The following is a 21767-nucleotide window of genomic DNA, read 5'->3' as shown; positions in this document are numbered from 1 at the left end:
AACCTCTAGCCACTTAAAAAATCTTTGATCAGGTCCAGGGTCTGCTTGGGTTTATCTTCAAAAAGATAGTGGCCTGCGTCTTTAAAAACATGGGACCTGGCGTTGGGAAAGCGTCTTTGGAATTCATCCAGGAACTTGGTATCAAATACAAAGTCCTTTGCCCCCCATAAAAACAGTAGCCGGTCCGGATCGAGTTTGGTCAGATTCCGGTCCACATGGTCGACAATGGTCCAGGATCTGTCTTTTTTAGTTATCGGTATATCCTGGACAAATTTTAAGGTGGCGATGCGGTTTCTCCAGGAGTTATAGGGAGCGGTCAGTCCTTTTTTCACCGGATGATCCAGGGGAGTCTCCGAGCCCAGAACCGCGGCCCCACCGGAAAAGGCATTGAATCCAAGGACGGCGGGCACGGCCAGAAACCTAAGGTATTTTATCATCCACAGCGCCAAAGGAAATGTTTTTCCGGGGGGGAGAAAAAATCCAGAGGTGTTGGTGATCACCAGTTTATCGATCCTGTCCAGGTTGTCCAGGGCCCAGGCCAGGCCGATCATGCCCCCCCAGTCATGGACGATGAGGCTGATTTTTTCCCCGGATCCGGCAGGAAAATCGAGGCTGGATACCAGACTGTCCAGGTCCCTGACCCGGGAGGCCAGGGTATAATCATAGGTTCCGGGATCTGTTTCAGGGCCGGACCCGGCAGGGGGTTTGTCTGAAAATCCGCATCCCATGTGGTCCGGTACAATGGTCCGGAAATTTTCAGATAAAGGGGGGATCAGGTGGCGGAAGTAAAAAGACCAGGTGGGGTTCCCGTGAACCATGAGGAGAGGCGGACCATCGCCCTGGTCCAGGTAATGGAGGGTATGTCCGTTGATATCCAGAAAATGAGGTTCAAAGGGGTAGAGATCCTCAAATCCTTCTGTGGTCAGCCGCTTGCCGTTGATGATTCGGTCTACCATTCCACACCTAATATATAGCAGTTGAGTCCGGAGCCCACCCCCAGGAAAGCCACAAAATCACCAGGCTCAAGAAACCCCCTTTCATCGGCAATGGCTGCCGTAATGGGCAGGGAAACGGTTCCCACGTTGCCCAGAAAGGGAAAGGTGGTAAAATCCTTGGACATATCAATTCCCAGGGTGGAGTAAAATCTGTGGTGGTGGCCGGCTCCGACCTGGTGGGCGATGAATTTGTCCGGCTTGTTTTCGGGCAGGTTAAACTCCCTCCGGAACATCTCATAGGTCTCCAGGGCCAGGTCCACCCCGTGTTCGAGAACACCCTGGGCCTGGGTCCTCATGATGACCCGGGAATGGGTGGGCATTCCCTTTTCCTCAAACCCCCAGTGGCAGAGTCCGTGGTGCTGGATGGCGTTCTTTACCACCCCGCCTTTGACGGCATGGCGCCGGAAGGCAGGATCCCCGAGTGTGCCGTCGGTGAGAAGCACGGCACAGGCTCCGGATCCCCCGGTCATGGTGGCCACGGCCTCTTTGTAGAATTCAATACTCTTGTGGGTGTTGATCTCCTCTATGGTGGCATCCACGATCTGCCGGGCCGTTTCGCAGGAGACCACAAGCCCGGCCCGGATATTTCCCAGCTCGATCTCGTTGGCCACATGGACCATGCCCGTGACCATGCCCAGACATGCGGATTTCACATCGTAGACATGGGCGTCCCGGCTGATATTGAGCCTGTCGGCAATGGAGCAGGAGGTGGCCGGTTCAAATCCGTCCTGACCCACCCCGCAAAAACAGAGCGCCCCGATGTCCAAAGGATCGATACCGGCTTCGTCAAGGGCCTTTTGCCCGGCTGCGGCGGCATGTTCTCCCAGGGTGTGGTCCACATCCCAATACCTTCTTTCCTTGATACCGGTCAGGGCTTCGATCATGCCGGGTTCAAAACCCACGGCGTCAAAAAACGGGGAGAGCCGGGCTTCGATTTCCCGGGTGGTCACCACATGGGGGGCCAGCTCATACCCGAAGGCTTCAATAAATACCTTAGAATATCTCATTTTTTTCTCCAAAAATCTTCCAGGTCCTGCCTGGTGACACCCGCAAGCCTCATTCCCATGTCCCGGTAAAGAACGATTCTCAGGCCATCGGAAAACATGTGGGCATCTGCAATCACATAGGGTTGGGGATCATACCCCATCTCTTTTATTTCTATTTCATACCTGGCCTTCCGGGTGGCAGGGGTCACCGGCCCCCGGCATTTCAGGTCGCTTTCATTGTTGGGCAGCACATCAAATCCCCCATGGGGATCCGGGCTGATCCAGCCCATTCTCTGGACAAAGATCCGCAGGGCATGGGCGCAACATTCGTACATCAGGGTGCCGGGCATGACCATGTCATCTATGAAATGACAGGTCAGAAACCAGTCGTCGGGATGGATGTCCGCCTCTGCCGTGATGGATCCCATCCCAAACCGTCCTCCCCGGGAATTCAAATCAAGAACCCGGTCGATGAGGTGCATCCGACCGCCGGGCAGCCTCTGCCCCTCACCCAGGGCAACTCCCCTGAACTCCGGGCCAAAGGCCTGTTCCAGATTCCCCCGGCGCAGGGCCTCGATTTTTTCGTCGGAAAAGGAGGTCTGTTCCACCTTTACCAGGGGAGCAAAGGTATCCTTTGCCGGGATTTTTTCCTGATCTTCCCGGGTCAGGATGATGCCCCCTGAATTTTCCACCTCCTGTTCCGTGAAAAAACCGGCACACCCCTCCCGCATAGAGATAAAGGGCCGGCCCTGGATAAAGCCCCTGTAATGGAAGAAGAAAAGATAGATCTCCCCCTGTTTCAGGAACCGGTCGATTTCAATGTGGTACTCAATGGTTTCCCCCGGGTTTGGCAGCTCCCTGTGAAAGGTCACCTTTGCATCCAGGAGCCTGTACTTGCGCCTGCCCTGAATGGCATGGTCAATGCCCAGATAGGAGCAGAGGAACAGGTCTGCCTGGCCCGCCTCAATGGAGATGGATACCGGGGCCTTGCCGCCGTCCAGGTACCAGGCCTTTTCCTTTACATCGTGCTGGGTAATGATCTTTCCCGGTCCCAGGGAGCAGGTCTTCCCTTCAATGGCCATGATCCGGTCCACCAGCATCAGGGGTTCCGCCGGCAGCCTCACCCTCACCGGATAAGTGTCGATGATGTCGAATTCAGGCCCCAGAACATCTCCGGCTTTTCCCACGGCAAACTCCAGGCATTTGTCCCTGTCCAGCAGGGGGGCCGGCGCAGGATCCGCCGGTCCGGGATTCGGAAGGTCTTCCGGTTCCTTTATCACCCCTTGGGCGTGCCGGGTCAGTTGGGCAAATTGTTCTTCCATAAGAGCCATGTTCCGCCGGGAGAATTCAAGGAATTTTTCATGGGCCCGGGCCGTGGCCTGGGAGCCCCTGGCAATGAGGCCGGGGTCAGGAAGCCCGGCCTGTTCAGGGGAAGGGACCAAAGATTCTTCCATGGGCTTGTCCTGAGGGTCATGGCCTGAGGCTTTTCGGAGCCATTGGATCATTTCGCCTGAAAGGGGCGGTCGGCCGGTTTTGATCTTCATTCGTTTTTCACCGGGTTTCAAGGACCTTTGAAGGAGATGGGCGGTAGGGCTGTCTGCCGCTTCCTCCAGAAGAACATGGGCGCAGGTCCCGTCCGGGGTCAGGGCGGCGGCCACTGCCCTTTTGGGATTTTTCCTGTCCGGCTCCCAGGAGGCTTCAGTCTGGGAAAGGCTGAACCGGTCCAAAGGCAGTTCGGAAAAGGCGGATGTCCCGGGCAGACTATTGCCGGGCAGGCTCCGGCAGTGCAGGCAGAGGGCTGTTTTGATGATGGAAAACAATCCTGAAACGGTCCGGCCGTCCCCCAGGGCCGTCAGGCTTGACCCCAGATTCAGCAGGGTATCCCGGGGGTGTCCCATAGCCAGATCCCCAAGGGCCCGGGCTTCGGCCCGGCCGGTCGGGCCGGTTCCGGCGGTGGCGGTTTCCATGAATGCGATATCCCGGAACCGGGTATGGGTCCGGGTCAGAAGGCTTTCCAGGGAATCCCGGTAGATATCCGTTGCCAGGGTGGTCTGGGAGGGATCTTCCCCGGGAATTTCGCTGCCGCTTCCCCCGCTAGTCCCTTGGATGAGGCCGTAGATCCGGTCCCCGTCCCTGAGGGCCTGATCCAGGGGTTTGAGCACAATCGCCCCGGCCCCTTCAGTGGGCCGGATCGAATCAAAGGGCCGGGCTGCCCGGTTGAGCAGAAAGTGGCGAAAGTCTCCGGCCATGTCCACGCATCCGCAGATAAAGGTATCTGTCTCACCGGAACCCAGGGAGATCAGAGCGGTTTCAACCGCCTTCATCCCGGAAGCCGGGCCGGCGGACAGGGTAAAGCAGGGGCCGCCCAGCTGGAATTCCCGGGCCGCCCTTGAGGCCACAATGCCGCCCAGGGCGCCCAGGGTCCGGTTGAATGTAAGGGGAGGGCTTAAGATGTCCAGGATCTCTTTTTCATGTCCGAGGCCCCGGCCTTCCAGGTTCCAGCGCAGGAAAAAATTGGCTGCATTAAAGTCAAAGTCAATGCCGATGGCGCACCCGGTCCGGGTCCTCAGGGATCCGTTTTCGGGTCTTGGCGAAATACCCGCGTCCTCCAGGGCCCCTTTGGCTGCCTTGAGCAGGATGAGGTGCTGGGCAAGGATGTCCTCCATCTGATTGGGGGGGATGTGGAATTCCCCGAGCCCGATGGAGAAGTCTTCCATGAAAAGGGTTTCCAAAGAGGTCAAGTCCGTTCCCTCAATATCGTCCCGGAGCCACCGAGTTCCGGGCCCGGAGGAACGGGGCTCTTTTTTCCCGAAGACAAGATCGGAAAAATCTGCCAGACCCTGGCAGTCCCGGGTAAAGACATCCATCCCGATGACGGCGCAGGGCCGGATCCGGGGAAGGCCAGCCGGGACAAAGTGGAGAGGGGCCCGGCTTGAATACTCCTCCACCAGGATATGGGCGTTGATGCCCCCGAACCCGAATCCGGATATTGCGGCTTTCCGGGTCTGACCGGGGCCTTGGGCCTTCCATTCCTCGGGCTTGGTCTGGACCCTCACCCGGGTTTCGGCCAGGGGGCTGTTTTCGGGAAAGGAGGAAAAATTGAGGGAAGGGGGAAGAAACTTGCGGTTCATAGCCCCCAGGGTCTTGATAAAAGATGCCGCGTTCGCAGCGGTGAGCAGATGACCCACCATGGACTTGACAGACCCAATGGAAAGGGGATGATCCGGGCAGGAATAAATGTCCAGAAGGCTCTTTATGCTTTGGGTCTCCACCCGGTCCCCCACGGGAGTGCCTGTGCCGTGGCATTCCATGTACTCGATCTGATCCGGGGTCCATCCGGCGGATTCATAGGCCGCGGCCATGGCCCGGATCTGGCCTTCCGAGGCCGGTCCCACCAGGTTCCCCTCGATATCGTTGGAGACCCCGGCCCCACGGATAATCCCCAGGATATTGTCTCCGCATTCCAGGGCATCCTCCAGCCTTTTTAGGACCATGATGCCGCATCCTTCCCCCACGACCAGGCCGTCGGCATTCCGGTCAAAGGGGGCGCAGCAGCCCGATGCAGACAGGGCCTTGAGCTGGGAAAATCCCACCTGGGTGTAGAGGGAGTCGGGCCTGGATACCCCGCCGGCCACCATGATATCGGCTTTTTTCAGGCTCAGGTGCTCACAGGCCAGTTTGAGAGCCACCAGGGATGAGGCGCATGCCGCATCCAGGGTAAAGCTGCCGCCCCCCAATCCCATGGCCCGGGCCAGGATGGCGGCAGGCCCCGATACCACCGAAGCCCGGCATGCATCCAGGGGCGAAACCAGGTCCGGACCTTTTCCGGTGAGAAGGTCCAGGGAAAGATCTGAGGCAGTATCCGTGGGAAGGGAGATGGCGGCCAGGATCACCCCGGTCCTCTGTTTGAGATCCGGATTGGAGTAGCAGTCTTCAAAGGCCCTTTGTCCCGTGTGGAGGACCAGGTGATGGACCAGGTCCAGGGGGGCCAGGATATCTTTATCGATCAGAAACCCATGGGGATCAAATTGAAAATTGGTGATCAGGCCGGCCCGGTCTGAAACGGCCCGGTCCGGTTTAGGATCTTTTTGAACCATGATTCCCGGCGGAGCTATCCATCGGGATTCAGGCACCCGGATAATGGATTCTCTGTTTTCCAGGATATTGGTTAGAAAGTCGTCTGTGCAGCCTGCCCCGGGAAAAACCCCGGCCATGGACACCACGGCAACGGGAGGCAGGCCTTTTTGATCCCCCTTTGATTTCATAGGGGGTGGTATAAAGGAGAACCCCTGTGAAATCAAGGCAATCATTGTAAAATTTGTGTAAAATGAAGGTGGATAGCCTGAAGGCTGAAGGAGTTTAGGTGGTTTGTTAACCTTTTCTGGGGTGCTTATCTCTGCCGGAAAATAAGCAAGAAAGGAGGAATCTTTCCCTGGTGGAGACAGGAAAGAGTTTTATGCTTTCCGGCATATGAAGGATTATGTGTATTGAACTGATTCTTCTCCAAAAGCTCAACCCCGAGATGTTGTGGTTGAAGCGAGATCGAAAATCTGAGCTTTGATTGACAAATTGTGGAGTCTACTTTTCCTCAAAAATCCACTGAAAGTCAGTTTTTTAGGTTAAAAAAATGTCGTGAATTCAAAAGGTATTTTCAGCAGATTTGTACCGTGTAAAATTTTTATATAGGACAAAAATGCATCAACGTTGCTGATCCGTCGCGCGGTTTTTTGCATCGTCTTCATTTGTTTTGTGTCTCACTTCAATCGTCAATAATAAAGCTAAGAGATATCAGGAACGATACCAAGTTGCTGGAAAAAGGTTAAATTATCAAGAAGCTCTCTATCTTCCACTATTTTGTTGTCTTTTATGCGGCTAATAACCATACCATGAATTTCCACTGATTTTTTAGTCGCGGGAATGCCCATGAAGTCTTGCTCATGGGTGCCTTTGAGGGTAAATGCAGTACAGGTTCGGTCGTCAGAACTGAAGAAATCGTTAATTTTGAGGCTCAGGTCAGGGAACGCATCACGGAATGCCCGTATAAATTCTGTCAATTGACCGATACCTTTCAGTTGACTGTGAGGGCTCCAATATTCGTACTCAGGATGAATGACCTTTTCGATTACGGAAAGGTTTCCCTTGTTGAATGCCTCATCAATGAGGATACTCACTAAATCTTTCGGTTGCATATTTTCTCCTTTGGGGAGCGTCTGAAAATAGGTATAACGCGTGCATCCAGCTTCACGTTTAGCGTCCGGTGAGGTCGATGTCCGCTTGTATTTCCGACCACAAATATTTTTTTGCCAATAGCAAATGGAACCGGTTCCCTTTCATTTTAGAGGGGTAACCTCAGGGTACAATCTTTGGGGAGAACCGATCAGTGCGCGAGCATTAACAAAAAATATATCCGAGCAGAATAATTGCGTATGGATATCAGATAAACCCATCAGCGTTGCTAAATCGTAAAATCTTCTATTTCTTCAAATACATCCACGGATAACCTTTCGGCTATGTCATGCATAGGCTGCATTTCTTTTTTTAACGGGCTTTTCCAGAACTGCTGCCAGCTTTCGATTGTATCCCAACGGGCTATGGTTAGAAACTCCGTGGAATCCTGGTGGCTGTGAAGCAGCACGCTACCTCGAGCACCATTTTTAGACGCTCTTATTTTAGATGTCGCTTTTGCCCAGGCTGTTTTAAATTTTTCCTGGTTGGATTTTTGTACTTTCCATTTGTAAGCTATTCTTATCATATCCTTTATCAAGCCGACTTGTTTTCTTATGAGATCCTTTAACCTAACCAAATTTTAAATTAAACTGTTGGTTGAACACGTTGATTCAAAACCGGGTCAAAGAGGTCAGCCTCATAACAGACCAGTTCTACGGAGTTGCCGTCAGGATCGTACAGATAGATAGACCGCCATCCAAACGGCGGATGCTCGCCGGAGTGAAACTCAATGCCCATGCTTTCCAGTCTGTTTCGCTCCTTCTTGAATGCGGCTTTATCAAGCGAAAAAGCAAAGTGATGCAATGTGCCGGACCCTGAGTCTGCTTTGTTTTTCTGCATATTTTCCGGTCCGCTGTACTCATGTGTTCTGTCAAATATCGCCAGTAACTGTGGATGCCCTTCAAAGTCGTCATCAATTTTTAAAAAATTTGCGCTGCCGAACGATGCAAACAATTCCAGTCCGATGACCTGACGGTAGAATTCCACCATTTTTTTTGGATTATCGCTTCTTAGAACAATTTCTCCAAGGCGTTTCGTTTGTATTTTCATTGTTGGATCTCCTGAATTTTTTATTCACCCCAGATGCCCGAATCAGCAGTCTGTCGGATATAATCTGCATACTGTCTGGCTTTCTGCCCAGTTACCTGTTCTATGTCCCGGGTGATGTGGCTTGCATGCCCTTGGCGAAAATAGCGTTCCAGATCCAGCATTCGATCGGCTATTTCTTCCGGCATCCCTTGTGCCAGCATCCCGTCTTTATAATCTGACGGCGAAAGATTCATATGGCGGATCCTTCGGCCAAGAACTTTTGTCAGCTCCTCTGAAACCTGATCATAAGTCCAGGCCTCAGGGCCGGTTAACGTGTAGGCCATTCCCTCATGGCCCGTTTCTGTCAGGGCTTTAAGGGCCACAGCTGCGACATCCCGGATATCAACATGGCTGATATCAGCTGTACTGCTTGCGCTGTAAAATGTATCTTCTGCCCGGATAGTCTCCCCCATATACGTCACAAGGTTTTGCATGAAGCTGTTCGGGCGCAGAAATGTCCAGGCGATCCCGCTTTCTTTTACGGCTACTTCGACCGGATAATGAACCTTTGCCAGGCTGAAAGACTGGGCCGGCGCCCCCATTACGGACTGTTTCACAATATGCCGGACATTGGCAGCTTTCGCAGCTTCAACCGCATTCAACTCAAGTCTTGCCTGATCAGGCGTATTGGGGCCCAATAAAAATAATTTTTCGCAATCCTGAAATGCCGGCACTAGCGTCTCAGGGCGGTTGTAATCTATTGTTACCGCTTCAATTCCTTTCAAACGGGCTTTTTCTGCCTTTTGTTCAGAAAAAAAGGCACCCCGGTACGATATCTTACCGGCGCTGAGTTGTCGGATGACTTCCGAACCCAGCGTTCCGCTGCTTCCTGTTACACAAATCATATGGCTTTCCTTTGATTACTTTATAAAGACGGAATAAGAATGACAGCATATTTAATGCTATCCTAACTTTTTAATCAAATGCTAACAGGATAAAAGATGATTACTTAATGACGATGTGTCAACAGCAGTGGCTGATTTTTTCAAACCGCATGAATACGTTTATTTCCCTGGCTTTTTTATCTTCATCCGTTTCATTCTTTCAATCAGCGTTGTCGGTTTAATGCCTATAAGCTTTGCCGCGCCGTCTTCATTGTAAATTTTCCAATTACAATACCGCAAAGCCCGGATCATATTTTCTCGTTCCAATAGCTGAAGATCATTGGCAGACAGGATCCCATCCGGCAGCATTGTTGGAAAAGCCGTGTGTTCTGGTATAAAAGAGTTGTCTTCCCGTTCAAGTATTGAGCTAAAATTCAAACGGTTGGATTTTGATAAAATCATTGCCCGTTCAACAGCATTCTCAAGCTCACGGACATTGCCCGGCCAGTCATAAGATTGCAGATCCATTACGTTGGCTTGCGTCAAGTCCGGTCTGGGACGGTTCATTGCTCTTGAAAGCCTGTGGGTAAAATGCTCGGCCAGCAGCGGAATATCATCTATTCGGTTCCTGAGCGGATCGATATGAATGGGAAAGACATTCAGACGGTAAAAAAGATCGTCCCTGAATGTTTTGTTTTTAACCTCCTCTTTTAAATTCTTATTGGTGGCAGCAATTAGGCGGACATTTACTTTTCGTGTCTTTTCCTCACCCAGGCGTTCATATTCTCCTTCCTGGAGCACGCGCAGCAGTTTGCTTTGAAGCGACAATGGTATTTCACCGACCTCATCCAGAAAAATGGTTCCGCCATCAGCCGCCTCAAACCGGCCGATCCTGTCTTTAACAGCTCCAGTGTATGCCCCTTTTACATGGCCGAAGAACTCACTTTCATAAAGGTCTTTTGGAATTGCAGCACAATTGACTCTTACAAATGCAGATGCTTTCCGGCTGCTGTGTTTATGAATTTCACGGGCAACCAGTTCTTTGCCTGTGCCCGATTCTCCTTGGATGAGCACGTTGGACCCGGTGGGTGACACAAGTTCTATCTGCGATATAATATTTTTCATTGACCGGCTCTGGCCGATAATTGTTCCATAGCGGTGAGAATCGGCCAACTCCTGTTTAAGGAGTATGTTTTCAGCCTGTAACCGATCCTTGAGCAATTGTATTTCAGAGGTTCTTTCCGCCACGATTGTCTCAAGATTATCCCGATGCGCCTTCAGTTCCTGTTCGATTTTCTTTTGCTTTGAAATATCCTCAATCATTGCGATAATCATCTTTTCATCCGTTTGGCTGTCTTCCACAAGGATAACCCCCAGGCTTGCCCAGAATATTTCGCCTGATTTCCGGATATATCTTTTTTCCATGTCGTAGTGACCGATCTCATTTGATCTTAGTTTATTGAACAGATTCAGGTTGGGATTTTGGTCCTCCGGATGGGTGATTTGGGAAAAATGCATTTTCTCAAGTTCATCTTTTGAGTAGCCCATCATATTACACAGCGCTCGATTCGCCAAACGGACATTTCCCTCAAGATCATTTAAGGACGCACCAAAAGGGGCATACTTGAAAATTTTACGGAATTTGGCCTCACTTTCCTGAATGATCCGTTCTGAATTTTTCAATTTGGCGACCTGTTCTTCAAGGTCCTGATTTATTGCTTTTAGCGCTTTTACATAGCCAGTGCATCGGTTTTCCAGGAGCAGGCACCGATCCTCGAGTTCTTTTAAAGTTTCTTTTGTATGAATCATAACGAATTCTCTTTTTATTGATCGCCGCAATTTATCTCAAATATTTGAGATAAAGATAACCACAACTTTAAAAATCTCAATAATTTGAGGTTTTTAAACGGCGTATAAATTTAAAAAACCTCTTAGTATCAAGTGGTTACGATATATCTTCGAGTTGGCACAATAATTGATCTAATTATAGATAACGAGAAAAAAGGCAAAGTATCAACGTCATTCGTTAATAAAAAACTTACCTGAAAAATATGGAGGATATGATGAATACTTCAATTAAAATATTACTTTTTATGGTCATCTCCGCAGCCATTATTTATGGTTTCACTGCAAACACTGAGGTGAACACCCAAACACAAAATGAAGAATTTATAGAACTGGCCTACAGCGATCGTTCGCCTTCAACTTACGGTGTAAACCAGATTAATGAGGTTTTACGTGCCGTGGGCGTCAGGGTCAGCACACTTCCGCTTCCTGAAGCGGCCGGCCAGATTCTTGAGACATCACAAAGTCGTGCTTTGACCACTGCTGAAGCAGATGAGTTGATATCGATTTTTTCCCTGGACCGGCAAGGTCTGTTGGAGGAAATTCAACGTGCTGGCAGAGTACCCGCTGCCTTACACGGCGGCTCGCTTTCAACCTCAGAAATCGGCGTACCACCGTATCCAAAAGTGTACGATATGAAATCACTAAGCCCTGAAATGACCATTTATCTTCAGGAAAAATTCGGTAAACTCCACGTAAACAGTTCTGAAGACGGCGTCGGCATTGATGAAGTCATGACCATTGTGTCCGGAGGCCCTTACACATGGTTTTTTGTTCTACCTGGAAATGTGGTAGGCAAATTGACATTTGGTCATGTCGGAAAAAGTGGGCATGCGTGGCGGGTAAGTTACCCGGGACTGATTCCCCATGGCGGATTTTTTGATGCTGAATACGGGCTGGTGGTTGCCTATGCCCATGGACCGGAACATTTTGTCATGCGCTACAAGGAACCCAATGTCCAGGGGGCCGAAACCCTGGGAAAGAATCCATGGATCAATTTTTCTAAAGAGACCCCTCAGCTTCTGACCAGAAGATAAAAGCACAAGGCCCTGCTTTTTCAAGCAGGGCCGTTTCATAAGGGAGATATAAAATGACTGATCTAAATCACACGAGTGCGGTCTTATCCGCTCCAAAAAATAAAAACAGATTTGTTCATGCACTCATGCTGTTGAATATTCTGCTCATTGCAAGCTCATTTCCGGTAGGTGCAAGCATCACAAATGCCTTGCCCCCTGCAGTAATGATGTCCTTAAGATTCATGCTTGCCGCATTATTGTTTGCGCCTTATGTTCTTGTTCGAAACGGATTCCAACTCCCGTCATTGAGAAGTATGACGCATTACATCATTATCAGCATCCCGCTGGTTATCTTTTTCTGGTGCATGTTTGAAAGCCTCCGTTACACCACCTTGTTGAATGCAGGTGCCTTATTCACACTGGTTCCAACGGTTACGGCCGTTTTCGCAGCAATCTTAAACAAGGACAGCATCAGCAGAGCCCGGGCACTGGGCCTGTTTGTCGGAACGCTCGGCGCTGTCTGGATCGTATTTCGCGGGGACATCAGCGCATTAGCGAACTTAAACCTGAATTATGGAGACATTGTCTTTTTTATCGGATGCCTGGCGCTTGGACTGTACAACGTGCTGATCAAAAAACTGTATCAAAATGAACCCATGGAATTACTGACTTTCTGGGTACTTCTCTGGGGCAGTGTCTGGCTGTCTGTTATTTCCCTGCAGGATATGGAACAGATCAACTGGAAAGATGTCGGACTGAATGTGTATGCCGGAGTTGCTTATTTATCAATATTCACCACATTGATCACCTTTTTCCTAATGCAGTTCAGCATCGTTCGAATCGGCGCGGCCAAAGCATCTGCCTACAATTTCATAACCCCGGTTTTTGTCATCCTGCTGAGCATCATTTCAGGAATGGAACGCTTTATCCCCGTTACCGTTCCCGGTATTTTACTGGTTGTAACAGCCATGGTTTTGATCCAGCGGGACAAAGGAGGAAAAAAATGAAAACAACGATATTTGGCGCCACTGGCAATGTCGGGAGCAGAATCGTAAAAGAAGCTCTGATGCGTGGACATAAAGTCACGGCTGTGGCCAGGGATGAAAAGAAATTCTCCACATTGCCTCAAGGTGCAGTTGGCAGGACAGGGGATGTGAGCAACCCGGAGGATATTGTCCTGCTGAGTAAAGGACAGGATGTGGTCATTTCAGCCATTCGGCCTCGACCGGGCAACGAGAATCAGTTAGTGGAAACAACCCGATCCATACTGGCCGGGCTGGCAAACACAAATGTCCGCCTTATAATATCAGGTGGAGCCGGATCCCTGATTGTTCCCGGAACAGAAAACAGACTGGTTGTAAATGATCCGGAATTCGTATATCCGAGTTTCAGGGATATTGCCTTGGCATGTGTTGAGCAGTATCAACTCTGTGAAGCAAAAGAGAATGTCGACTGGGTCTACCTTTGCCCACCAGCTGTACTTAAACCCGGTAAAAGGACGGGAACATATCGGACAGGTAAAGATCATCTGCTGTTGAATACTGATGGAAAATCCGTCATTTCAATGGAAGATTTGGCTGTTGCGCTGATGGATGAGGTTGAACAGCCCACTCATAACAGGGAACGGTTCACGGTTGCTTATTGAGAATAAAGGAAAAAGAAAATGGAATTGAACTGGTCATATAATACGGATAATATCGATTGGGATGAGCTGTCCATGCTGTATACGATAGCTCCGTTAGGCATTAAACCCGTAGACTATCTTAAAAAAGTCTTAAAAAACAGCATGTTTAAATGTTTCGTCTATAGCGGCACAAAACTTATCGGTGCCGGACGGGTTGTGGCAGATGGTGTTGACTGCGCCTATTTTTGTGATATCGTGGTTCATCCTGAATTTCAAGGCAAAGGAATCGGAAAATCAATCGTCAAACAATTGTTATCATTTTCAAAAAAACATAAAAAAATAATTTTATATGCCAACCCCGGAAAGGAAGCTTTCTATGAGAAACTCGGGTTTAAGCCGATGGTGACAGCCATGGCCATTTTCCAAGATCAGGATGCGGCTGTTAAATCAGGTTTGGTGAAGGATCAATAGAATTCATATCATTGAAAATGAAAAAGTCACTCAAAATACCCGCTGTAACCTATGCCAGGATTACCGGTTTGCTCTATCTGGCTATAATTATCCTGGGGCTGTACAGTGAAATATTTATTCGTTCAAATCTGATTTCCTATGGGGATGCTGACATTACAGCAAAAAATATTCTTTCGTCTCAATGGCTATTCAGAATTGGTTTTGCTTGTGATTTGGTCGTTTTCATATGTGATGTGGCTGTTGCATTCTTATTATATGTCCTGCTGAAACCGGTAAACAGATCTGTTTCTTTGATATCAGCCGGGTTTAGACTAACAGGAACTGCTATTTATGGCGGCAATCTGCTCAATTACTTTGCTGCGTTGCTAATTTTGAGCGGTACTGAATATCTCAGTGCCTTCAGTCCCGACCAAATCAATGCCATGGCTTTGATGTTTCTCAATATTCACAAGCACGGTTATGATCTCGGTTTGGTTTTCTTTGGGATGCATTGTTTATTTATGGGGTTCCTATTATTCAAGTCCGGTTATTTTTCCAGGATCGTAGGCATACTGATGGTGTTTGCAGGAATCGGATATGTGGTAGGAAGTTTGACTCTTTTTTTGAGTCCGAGATATTCTTCTGTGATCGTTCCGATATATATAGCCCCGCTAATCGGTGAGTTGTCACTTTGTTTGTACCTGTTGATAAAAAGCATCAAAAGATAAAATGCAAAACCTGAGCATTAATGTACCGGTGTTATTGAAGGTTTTTTCAAAAATTGTCCATCTACCACATATTGTACCGGTATCGAAAAGCCAAAATTTAACTTTATTGAAGAATATCCTTACCCTGGTACCCCGTGCAAGGAAAAATTGCCAGTCAGATTGAGACGGCAGGGCCTGCTTGACAAACAGCAGGCCTAGAGAAATTTTAAAAATTGTCAAAGGATTTGCTGTGCTCATACCCTGACTGCTGAAAGACTTTCGGCTTTGGACTTTTGCTTTCCAAAAAACCTTCAGCCTTGAGCCTTTAATCCCCCCTATCTCATGAAAAAATCAAAAAGGTTCCCTGGATCACGGGAAAGATCAGGAGCAGGGCCGTGATACCCATGAAGGCAATGGCCAGGATCCTGTCAAGCAGGTTTTCCCTTCTCCGGTCATTGTAGGAGAAAATCCAGCCAAAGAGAATGCCGGTCAAAAGCCCCCCGGCATGGCCCCAATTGTTGATGTTGGGGATGAGAAATCCGATGAGGATCAGGCTGATGATCCAGCCCGAGGTCTGCTTATAGACCCTATGGGCCCATTCGCTACCCTGGGATCTGCCGAAGTAGAGCAGGGCCCCGATGAGGCCGCAGAGGCCTGAAGAGGCTCCGATGGTCATGTAGACATTGCCCAGGTAGGAGAGCAAAAACCCCCCGGCCCCGGCCAGGGTATAGATGGTGAACATCCTGAATCTGCCGTACTCGTGAATGACCAGGGGAGCCACGGTCCTCAGGGCAAGCATGTTAAAGAGGATGTGGAGCAGACTGCCGTGGAGCCAGTTGGCCGTGATCAGGGACCACCAGGCCTTGTAATGGGCAATGGGGATCCGGCCGGAAGCTCCCATGAAGTTGAGCACGTCCATTGTGGGGGACAGGGCTTCAAAGGGGTTGATGGAAAAATGGGTCTCTTTCCCGCTGAAGATCAGGCAGGTCACAAACATGAATATATTGGTATAGATGATTCCCTTTAAAAGAAAAGCAGGGGTGAAAAAAGACTGGGGTTTCATAAGGGTTCCAAATTATTGTCAGGGGCTTTAGGTGTTATCTGCCATGGGAGAGAAAGACGCAGCGCTGTTCTGAAATTCTCAATTGAACTTAATGTCCTCTACTTTTACGGCATTGAGGTATTCCTTGACCGATCCCAGGGTCAGGGTGAACATCTTGGTGCCCGTGAGTATGGCAATGGCATTGCCGGAACAACCGCAGGCATCCGCAAACATGGGGCCGATAACGGCTGTGGGGTCTGTGGCCTGATTGGGATTTGCCTGCATCTTTTCCAGATAGGTGTCCAGGCGCTCTTTGAGTATGGCGAAATAGTCGATCTGTTTTCCCGTGGTGGTTTCCGTAAGGGTGGATATGTTCTGGGAGATCTCCCGGATGATTTCCCAGAAGGACCGGGAAACCGGGGCCTTGCTTTTATCCGAGGCTGCCATGTAAAAGGAGATTCCCCATCCCACGGACAGGATTTTCAGGATTCCCAGTTCATATTCAATGGCGGTCAGGTTGAGGCCGTGGTCCCGGGGCAGGGCCGCCAGGATCTCCTTAAGATCCTTCCGGTCAATGGCAAAACTGGCCAGGTTTTTGGCCAGGTCCTGGTGGGTGATCTTTTTGTTCTCGATGCTGTTCATTGGATTTTCCGTATCTATTAAAACCATGTACAATAATGCCGGTTTATGGCATATTTACCTCAATTAATAACAGCCAGAGGTAAAAGTGTAAACCCAAATGATTTTTATCGATCTGAAGCTTTTTGTTACCTTGTCCAAGTATCTTCCTGAAAATCCTGAGGCCTTTGAAGTGGCCCGGGGAACCCGAATTGAAAAGCTCATGGAGGATCTCGGCATCCCGGGGAACTCGGTTAAGCTGATCTTTGTAAACGGAAAAAGGGAGGGCAGGGACTATTGCCTGCAGGACCGGGACCGGGTGGGGCTGTTTCCCCCGGTGGGAGGCGGGTAATCCCTTGATAATGGAGAATTGCGGATGGTGCGCATCCATTTTAATTTATGTCGGAATTTTTAGAAGATCGGTATAAGAGAAATTTCAATAGCCTTTCCCTGGAGGATCAGAAGCGTCTGGCAAAGGCCCGGGTCATCGTGATCGGCCTGGGAGGCCTTGGGGGAGGGGTCTGCGAGATTCTGGCCAGGACCGGGGTGGGACATCTGACCCTGGTGGACGGGGACCGGTTCGATCCCACCAACCTCAACCGCCAGCTTTTGAGCCGGGAAGACCTTGTGGGAACTCCCAAGGCCCTGGCGGCCGAGGAAAGAATCCGGGCTATAAATTCCGATATCCGGGTGGAGGCCAGGGTTGAATATGCAGACACAAAATCTCTGCCCGGCCTTGTCCGGGGTATGGACCTGGTGGTGGACTGCCTGGATACCATTGATGCCCGGTTCCTTGTCCAGGACGCTGCCCAAGGGGCCGGCATTCCCCTGGTGTCCGGAGCCATTGCCGGGATGACCGGCCAGGTCACGACGGTCTTCCCAAAAGATAGGGGGATTGAATTGATTTACGGTCCCCGGGAGGAATGCGGTTCAACCGGAATCGAAACCCTGACCGGAAACCTTGCGGCCTGTGCCTTGATGACGGCGGCTCTCCAGGCCTCGGAATCCATAAAAGTTCTACTAGGACGGGGGCAGATTCTGAGAAACAAACTGCTCATTGCCGATCTCTGGTCCAATGGGTTTGAGACGGTGGATCTGGAATAAGAGACCGGGCAGGAGAATAAAGCCCGGACCAGATCCCATCCGAAACATCCGGGGAAATTTTTAAGGAGGGGGAGTGTACGAAAAAGCAGCCAGAATGATCAGGGAATCCAAGCGGTGCATCGCCTTTACCGGGGCCGGGATCTCCGTTGAAAGCGGGATCTCCCCCTTTCGGGGGGAAAACGGTCTCTGGAATAAATATGATCCTGAAACCTTTGATATCCGGTATTTCCATGAGAATACCCGGCGTTCCTGGGAAGTGATCCGGGAGATCTTCTATGATCTTTTCGGCAGGGTGGAGCCCAATCCGGCCCATTATGCCCTTTCCGAACTGGAGGCCAGGGATGAGCTTCAGGGGGTGATCACCCAGAACGTGGACAACCTTCATTTTGATGCCGGAAGCCGTGTGGTCCATGAATTCCACGGCTCATTAAAGAAGCTGGTCTGTCTCTCCTGCCGGACCCGGTACAACATCTCCCAGGCAGATCTGAGCCGGCTGCCCCCCCTGTGCGCCAAATGCGACGGCATCCTGAAACCGGATGTGATCTTTTTCGGGGAGGCCATTCCCGAGCCCGCCCGGACCCTCTCTTTTAACGAGACCACCAAAGCCGACTGCTTTCTGCTCATCGGCACCACCGGCACCGTTGCCCCGGCCAATTTGATCCCTTCGGCGGCAAAGGCCAACGGCGCCTCTATCATCGAGATCAACCCCTGTCCTTCCGAGTATTCCAATTCTGTGACGGACATTTTTCTGGAGGACATGGCGGTCCATGCCATGGAAAGCCTCATGGAAGAGTTTGACCGTCTCGACCGCGGTTGAAGCAAGGGACAATATTCCCAAAAGAGATTCTATTCCCACGGAAAAGGAGAATCAAATGTCTGACGACTGTCTGTTCTGTAAAATTGTAAAAAGAGAAGTGGAGAGCCGGTTTCTGTTCGAGGATGATATCTGCGTGGTCTTTAAAGATATTCATCCGGCAGCCCCGGTTCATCTGCTCATTGTTCCCAAAAAGCATATCCGGAGCGTCAACGATCTGATTTCGGAAGAGGAGTCCATCGTGTCCCATTTGTTCATGGTTGCCAGGGATATGGCCAAGGAACAGGGGGTGGATCAGTCCGGGTACAAACTTTTGTTCAACGTGGAAAAAGGCGGAGGCCAGGTGATCTTCCATCTTCATCTCCATCTGATCGGGGGATGGAAAAGATAGTCCGGCAGTTCTGGAAAAATTTAAACAGACCGGAGGATCGGCAAAGTTTACTTATTCGATATAATTTTTCCGGTCAGGAAAATTTGTGTTGACACCGGTGGAGACGAACATTAAAGTGCAGGTCAAAACCGGTCTGTAAAGGGACATGGCGGCCAGGACTTTTTCAACAGGGGAAAATCTCCGGATGGAGCAGTTCCGCGCTTTTTCCTCCCCGGCCTAGTAAAATTTCAAGGGCATTCTAAATGCACTGCCGGGTGTGCAGGAGAGCATACCTGACTTTCCGTGTACCGGGAAAGAAAATTCACTGGTTCTTCCCATTCTTTACAAAGCTGAATCAGCAACCGGTTTTGCCATTATCAATCAACAGGAGGAGAACGATGAAAAAATTTGTAAAAGTGCTATTGGTGGTTTTGTTCGGGGCCGTGCTGACGTGGATCCCCCTGGCAGGAGCCGCCGGGACAGACACCCTTGTGATCGGCGTTTCTTCGGATATCCATACGCTGGATTTCAGCGTATCAAGCGATAATTACGACTGGCGTCAGATTTATCCTTGCTATGACCGGCTGGTAAAATACAAGGTGGTCAACGGAAAGGGCTCCACAGAGGTCGAACCCCAGGCGGCCGAGTCCTGGGAGGTTTCAAAAGACGGCCTGGTCTGGACCTTTAAAATCCGGAAGGGGATCCATTTTGAGGACGGTTCCGTCCTGGATGCCCGGGCGGTAAAATTTTCTTTTGAAAGAACCCTGAAACTCGGAAAAGGGCCTGCCGACAACATCGGGGCCATAAAATCCATGAAGGTGACAGATCCCTATTCCCTGGAAATTACCCTTAAAAGCGCCTATGGGCCCTTTCTCCAAACCCTGGCTACGGATGGGGCTTCCATTGTGAACCCGGCGGTGCTTGCCCATGAAAAGGATAAAGACCAGGCCCAGGCCTGGCTGACCGAAAATACAATGGGTTCGGGTCCCTTCAAACTGGTGGAGTGGACCCGGGGACAGCGTGCCGTGCTGGAGGCAAAACCTGACTATTGGGGCGGGGCTCCAAAGGTAAAAAAGGTGGTCATCCGATTCATGTCCGAATCCTCAGACCGGCGTATGGCCCTGGAAAGGGGGGATATCGATATTGCCGAAAATATCCTCATCGACCAGATTCCTGCCCTTGAAAAAAATCCTGATCTGAGAGTCAGCCGTTTTCCCTCCCAGCTTGTGGAGTATGTTTATATCAACAACCAGAAACCGGTTCTGGACAATGCAGACGTCCGCCAGGCCCTTTGCCATGCAGTGGATTACAAGGGGATTATCGATTATGTTCTCCAGGGAAACGGAGTACAGATGCGCGGTCCCGTTCCCAAGGGCATGTGGGGCCACAAGCCGGATCTGTTTCAGCATTCCCGGGATGTTGCAAAGGCCAAATCCCTGCTGCAAAAGGCCGGAATTAAGGACGGCCTGACCCTGACCCTGATCTATTCCAGCCGCCGGTCCTCATGGGAGCAGATCGCAACCATCCTCCAGAGCAACTTTGCCGATATCGGCGTCACCCTCAAGCTGGAACTGATGTCCAACCCGACCCTCAGGGACCGGGTGGACAAGGGGGATTTTGAACTCTGTCTGGGAGCGTGGAGTCCTGATTTTGCCGATCCCTTCATGTTTATGAATTTCTGGTTTGATTCAAAACACTGGGGACTTCCCGGGAACCGCAGTTTTTACAAGAATTCCAAGGTGGATCAATTGATCCGTGATGCGGCTTCGTCCAGTGACCAAGGCGAGAGGACCGCTCTTTACAACGAGGCCCAGGAAATCATCATGAAGGAGGCTCCCTATATTTTCCTCTATCAGGTGCAGACCATTGTTCCCATGAGAAAGACGGTAAAAGGGTATGTGTTCAATCCCATGCTGGAATCCATGTACAATATTGAGAGTATCTGGAAGGAATAAAAAGAGGTTTGATCTGCAGGATTCCGGGTCTGGAAGGAGAATTTCCAGCCCGGGGTCCTGCATGATTTAATCCGGCCTCTGGACGGTTATGAGAATCATCCGCTATATTTTAAGACGCCTGCTTTATCTGGCCCCGGTCCTGTTCGGGGTAACCATCATGGTCTTTGTGATTTCCCATGCCATTCCCGGGGATCCGGCAAAGATGATCGCAGGGCCCAAGGCCAGCCGGCAGGCCGTTGAAAATATCCGCAAACAACACGGACTGGACAAACCCCTGGCCGTCCAATATTTCCGCTTTATATCCGGCCTGGCAAAGGCAGACCTGGGCATATCCATCCGGAATCACCGGCCGGTGACCCGGGATCTATATGATTTTTTCCCGGCCACCCTGGAACTCACCCTTGCCAGTATCGGAATCTGCCTTTTTGTCGGAATCCCCCTGGGAATTCTTTCGGCGGTGAACAGAAACCGGCTGATAGATCATTGCACCCGTATTTTTTCCGTGTTCGGGGTATCCATGCCGGTGTTCTGGCTCGGGCTGATGCTGCTTCTGCTTTTCTATAGAAACCTGGGCTGGCTGCCGGGATCGGGCCGTCTGGATATTGATTTCTCTCCACCGGTTTACGTGACCGGTCTTTACCTGATTGACACATTGCTTGAGGGCAGCATGGACAAGTTCTTCAATGCGGCCACCCATCTTCTCATGCCGGCCTTCTGCCTTTCCTATGTCTATCTTGCCATTATCACCCGGATTGTCAGATCGTCCATGATCGAGGTCCTGGGACAGGATTATATCGTTACGGCCCGGGCAAACGGCGTCTCCGAGTGGATGGTCGTGGTGAAACATGCGTTTAAGAATTCTTTGATCCCCACGGTGACCATTACGGGACTCTCCTTTGGAGAACTGCTGGGGGGGGCTATTTTAACGGAAACCATTTTCGGGTGGCCCGGCATGGGAAAATATGTGGTGGATTCTGTGAATTACCTCGATTTTCCGGCCATCATGGGGTTCACCCTTGTTGTTTCACTGGTATATGTTTCCATCAACCTGGCCGTTGATGTGCTCTATGCCTTTTTGAACCCGAAAATCACCTACTAGGGG

General features: G+C 50.4%; 21 protein-coding genes. 11 read left to right on the top strand and 10 right to left on the bottom strand.

The annotated features are described in order from the left end of the window. Positions 1-5: 5 nt before the first annotated feature. From F608_RS0128280 to F608_RS35435, 8 genes are all read right to left on the bottom strand, one after another. Positions 6-956 (bottom strand): alpha/beta fold hydrolase, encoded by a 951-nt coding sequence (locus F608_RS0128280; RefSeq protein ID WP_022669118.1) that lies wholly within the window; start codon positions 954-956, stop codon positions 6-8. Then, a complete protein-coding gene (locus F608_RS0128275; RefSeq protein WP_027363212.1) occupies positions 950-2002 on the bottom strand; it encodes a 3-oxoacyl-ACP synthase III in 1053 nt (350 codons plus the stop codon). The genes F608_RS0128280 and F608_RS0128275 overlap by 7 nt, the downstream gene beginning before the upstream one ends. Next, positions 1999-6246 (bottom strand): hotdog fold thioesterase, encoded by a 4248-nt coding sequence (locus F608_RS0128270; protein WP_022669116.1) that lies wholly within the window; start codon positions 6244-6246, stop codon positions 1999-2001. Before F608_RS0128270 ends, F608_RS0128275 begins: the two co-directional genes overlap by 4 nt. Before the next feature lie 513 nt (positions 6247-6759). Further along, on the bottom strand, positions 6760-7170 hold the full coding sequence (locus F608_RS0128260) for an ester cyclase (RefSeq protein WP_022669115.1): 411 nt from the start codon (positions 7168-7170) through the stop codon (positions 6760-6762). A gap of 266 nt (positions 7171-7436) precedes the next feature. Next, entirely contained in the window at positions 7437-7733 is a 297-nt protein-coding gene (locus F608_RS0128255) for an antibiotic biosynthesis monooxygenase family protein (protein ID WP_022669114.1), read from the bottom strand. Between the two features lie 59 nt (positions 7734-7792). Then, positions 7793-8257 (bottom strand): VOC family protein, encoded by a 465-nt coding sequence (locus tag F608_RS35440; RefSeq protein WP_022669113.1) that lies wholly within the window; start codon positions 8255-8257, stop codon positions 7793-7795. Between the two features lie 20 nt (positions 8258-8277). Further along, positions 8278-9141: an SDR family oxidoreductase gene (locus F608_RS0128245; protein WP_022669112.1), complete on the bottom strand. Its 864-nt coding sequence runs from the start codon at positions 9139-9141 to the stop codon at positions 8278-8280. Positions 9142-9300: 159 nt separating this feature from the next. Continuing rightward, positions 9301-10929: a sigma-54 interaction domain-containing protein gene (locus F608_RS35435; protein ID WP_022669111.1), complete on the bottom strand. Its 1629-nt coding sequence runs from the start codon at positions 10927-10929 to the stop codon at positions 9301-9303. Positions 10930-11183: 254 nt separating this feature from the next. Here F608_RS35435 and F608_RS0128235 point away from each other — a divergent pair, with 254 nt between their 5' ends. The 5 genes from F608_RS0128235 to F608_RS0128215 are packed head-to-tail and all read left to right on the top strand — an operon-like array spanning position 11184 to position 14783. Continuing rightward, positions 11184-12002 (top strand): hypothetical protein, encoded by an 819-nt coding sequence (locus tag F608_RS0128235; RefSeq protein ID WP_022669110.1) that lies wholly within the window; start codon positions 11184-11186, stop codon positions 12000-12002. 53 nt (positions 12003-12055) lie between these two features. Beyond that, positions 12056-12988, top strand: coding sequence for a DMT family transporter (locus tag F608_RS0128230; RefSeq protein ID WP_027363210.1), 933 nt, complete (start codon positions 12056-12058; stop codon positions 12986-12988). Further along, on the top strand, positions 12985-13626 hold the full coding sequence (locus F608_RS0128225; protein WP_022669108.1) for an NAD(P)-dependent oxidoreductase: 642 nt from the start codon (positions 12985-12987) through the stop codon (positions 13624-13626). Before F608_RS0128230 ends, F608_RS0128225 begins: the two co-directional genes overlap by 4 nt. Positions 13627-13644: 18 nt before the next feature. After that, on the top strand, positions 13645-14076 hold the full coding sequence (locus F608_RS0128220; RefSeq protein WP_022669107.1) for a GNAT family N-acetyltransferase: 432 nt from the start codon (positions 13645-13647) through the stop codon (positions 14074-14076). A gap of 17 nt (positions 14077-14093) precedes the next feature. Next, a complete protein-coding gene (locus tag F608_RS0128215) occupies positions 14094-14783 on the top strand; it encodes a DUF4386 domain-containing protein (protein WP_022669106.1) in 690 nt (229 codons plus the stop codon). 319 nt (positions 14784-15102) lie between these two features. Here F608_RS0128215 and F608_RS0128210 read toward each other — a convergent pair whose 3' ends face one another. Then, on the bottom strand, positions 15103-15825 hold the full coding sequence (locus F608_RS0128210; protein WP_022669105.1) for a rhomboid family intramembrane serine protease: 723 nt from the start codon (positions 15823-15825) through the stop codon (positions 15103-15105). Positions 15826-15903: 78 nt separating this feature from the next. Then, positions 15904-16446: a hypothetical protein gene (locus F608_RS0128205; RefSeq protein WP_022669104.1), complete on the bottom strand. Its 543-nt coding sequence runs from the start codon at positions 16444-16446 to the stop codon at positions 15904-15906. A 97-nt stretch (positions 16447-16543) separates the two neighbouring features. On the opposite strand from F608_RS0128205, the gene F608_RS0128200 reads away from it, so the two are divergent. The 6 genes from F608_RS0128200 (at position 16544) to F608_RS0128170 (ending at position 21764) form a co-directional block, all read left to right on the top strand. Continuing rightward, positions 16544-16774, top strand: coding sequence for a MoaD/ThiS family protein (locus F608_RS0128200; RefSeq protein ID WP_022669103.1), 231 nt, complete (start codon positions 16544-16546; stop codon positions 16772-16774). Between the two features lie 47 nt (positions 16775-16821). Next, entirely contained in the window at positions 16822-17526 is a 705-nt protein-coding gene (locus F608_RS0128195) for a HesA/MoeB/ThiF family protein (protein ID WP_022669102.1), read from the top strand. Positions 17527-17599: 73 nt separating this feature from the next. Continuing rightward, complete coding sequence (locus F608_RS0128190; RefSeq protein ID WP_022669101.1) at positions 17600-18343, top strand: NAD-dependent deacylase; 744 nt, start codon at positions 17600-17602, stop codon at positions 18341-18343. A 55-nt stretch (positions 18344-18398) separates the two neighbouring features. Then, positions 18399-18731 carry a histidine triad nucleotide-binding protein gene (locus F608_RS0128185; protein ID WP_022669100.1) on the top strand — a complete coding sequence of 111 codons (333 nt, stop codon included), beginning with the start codon at positions 18399-18401 and terminating at the stop codon, positions 18729-18731. Positions 18732-19108: 377 nt separating this feature from the next. Continuing rightward, on the top strand, positions 19109-20665 hold the full coding sequence (locus F608_RS0128175; RefSeq protein WP_022669098.1) for an ABC transporter substrate-binding protein: 1557 nt from the start codon (positions 19109-19111) through the stop codon (positions 20663-20665). 88 nt (positions 20666-20753) lie between these two features. Then, complete coding sequence (locus F608_RS0128170; protein ID WP_022669097.1) at positions 20754-21764, top strand: ABC transporter permease; 1011 nt, start codon at positions 20754-20756, stop codon at positions 21762-21764. Positions 21765-21767: the final 3 nt, after the last annotated feature.

The sequence above is a fragment of the Desulfospira joergensenii DSM 10085 genome, from assembly GCF_000420085.1.
Classification (GTDB): Bacteria; Desulfobacterota; Desulfobacteria; order Desulfobacterales; family Desulfobacteraceae; genus Desulfospira; species Desulfospira joergensenii.
Note: the sequence above shows the minus strand (reverse complement) of the source record. Positions and strands in the feature narration are given on the sequence as shown.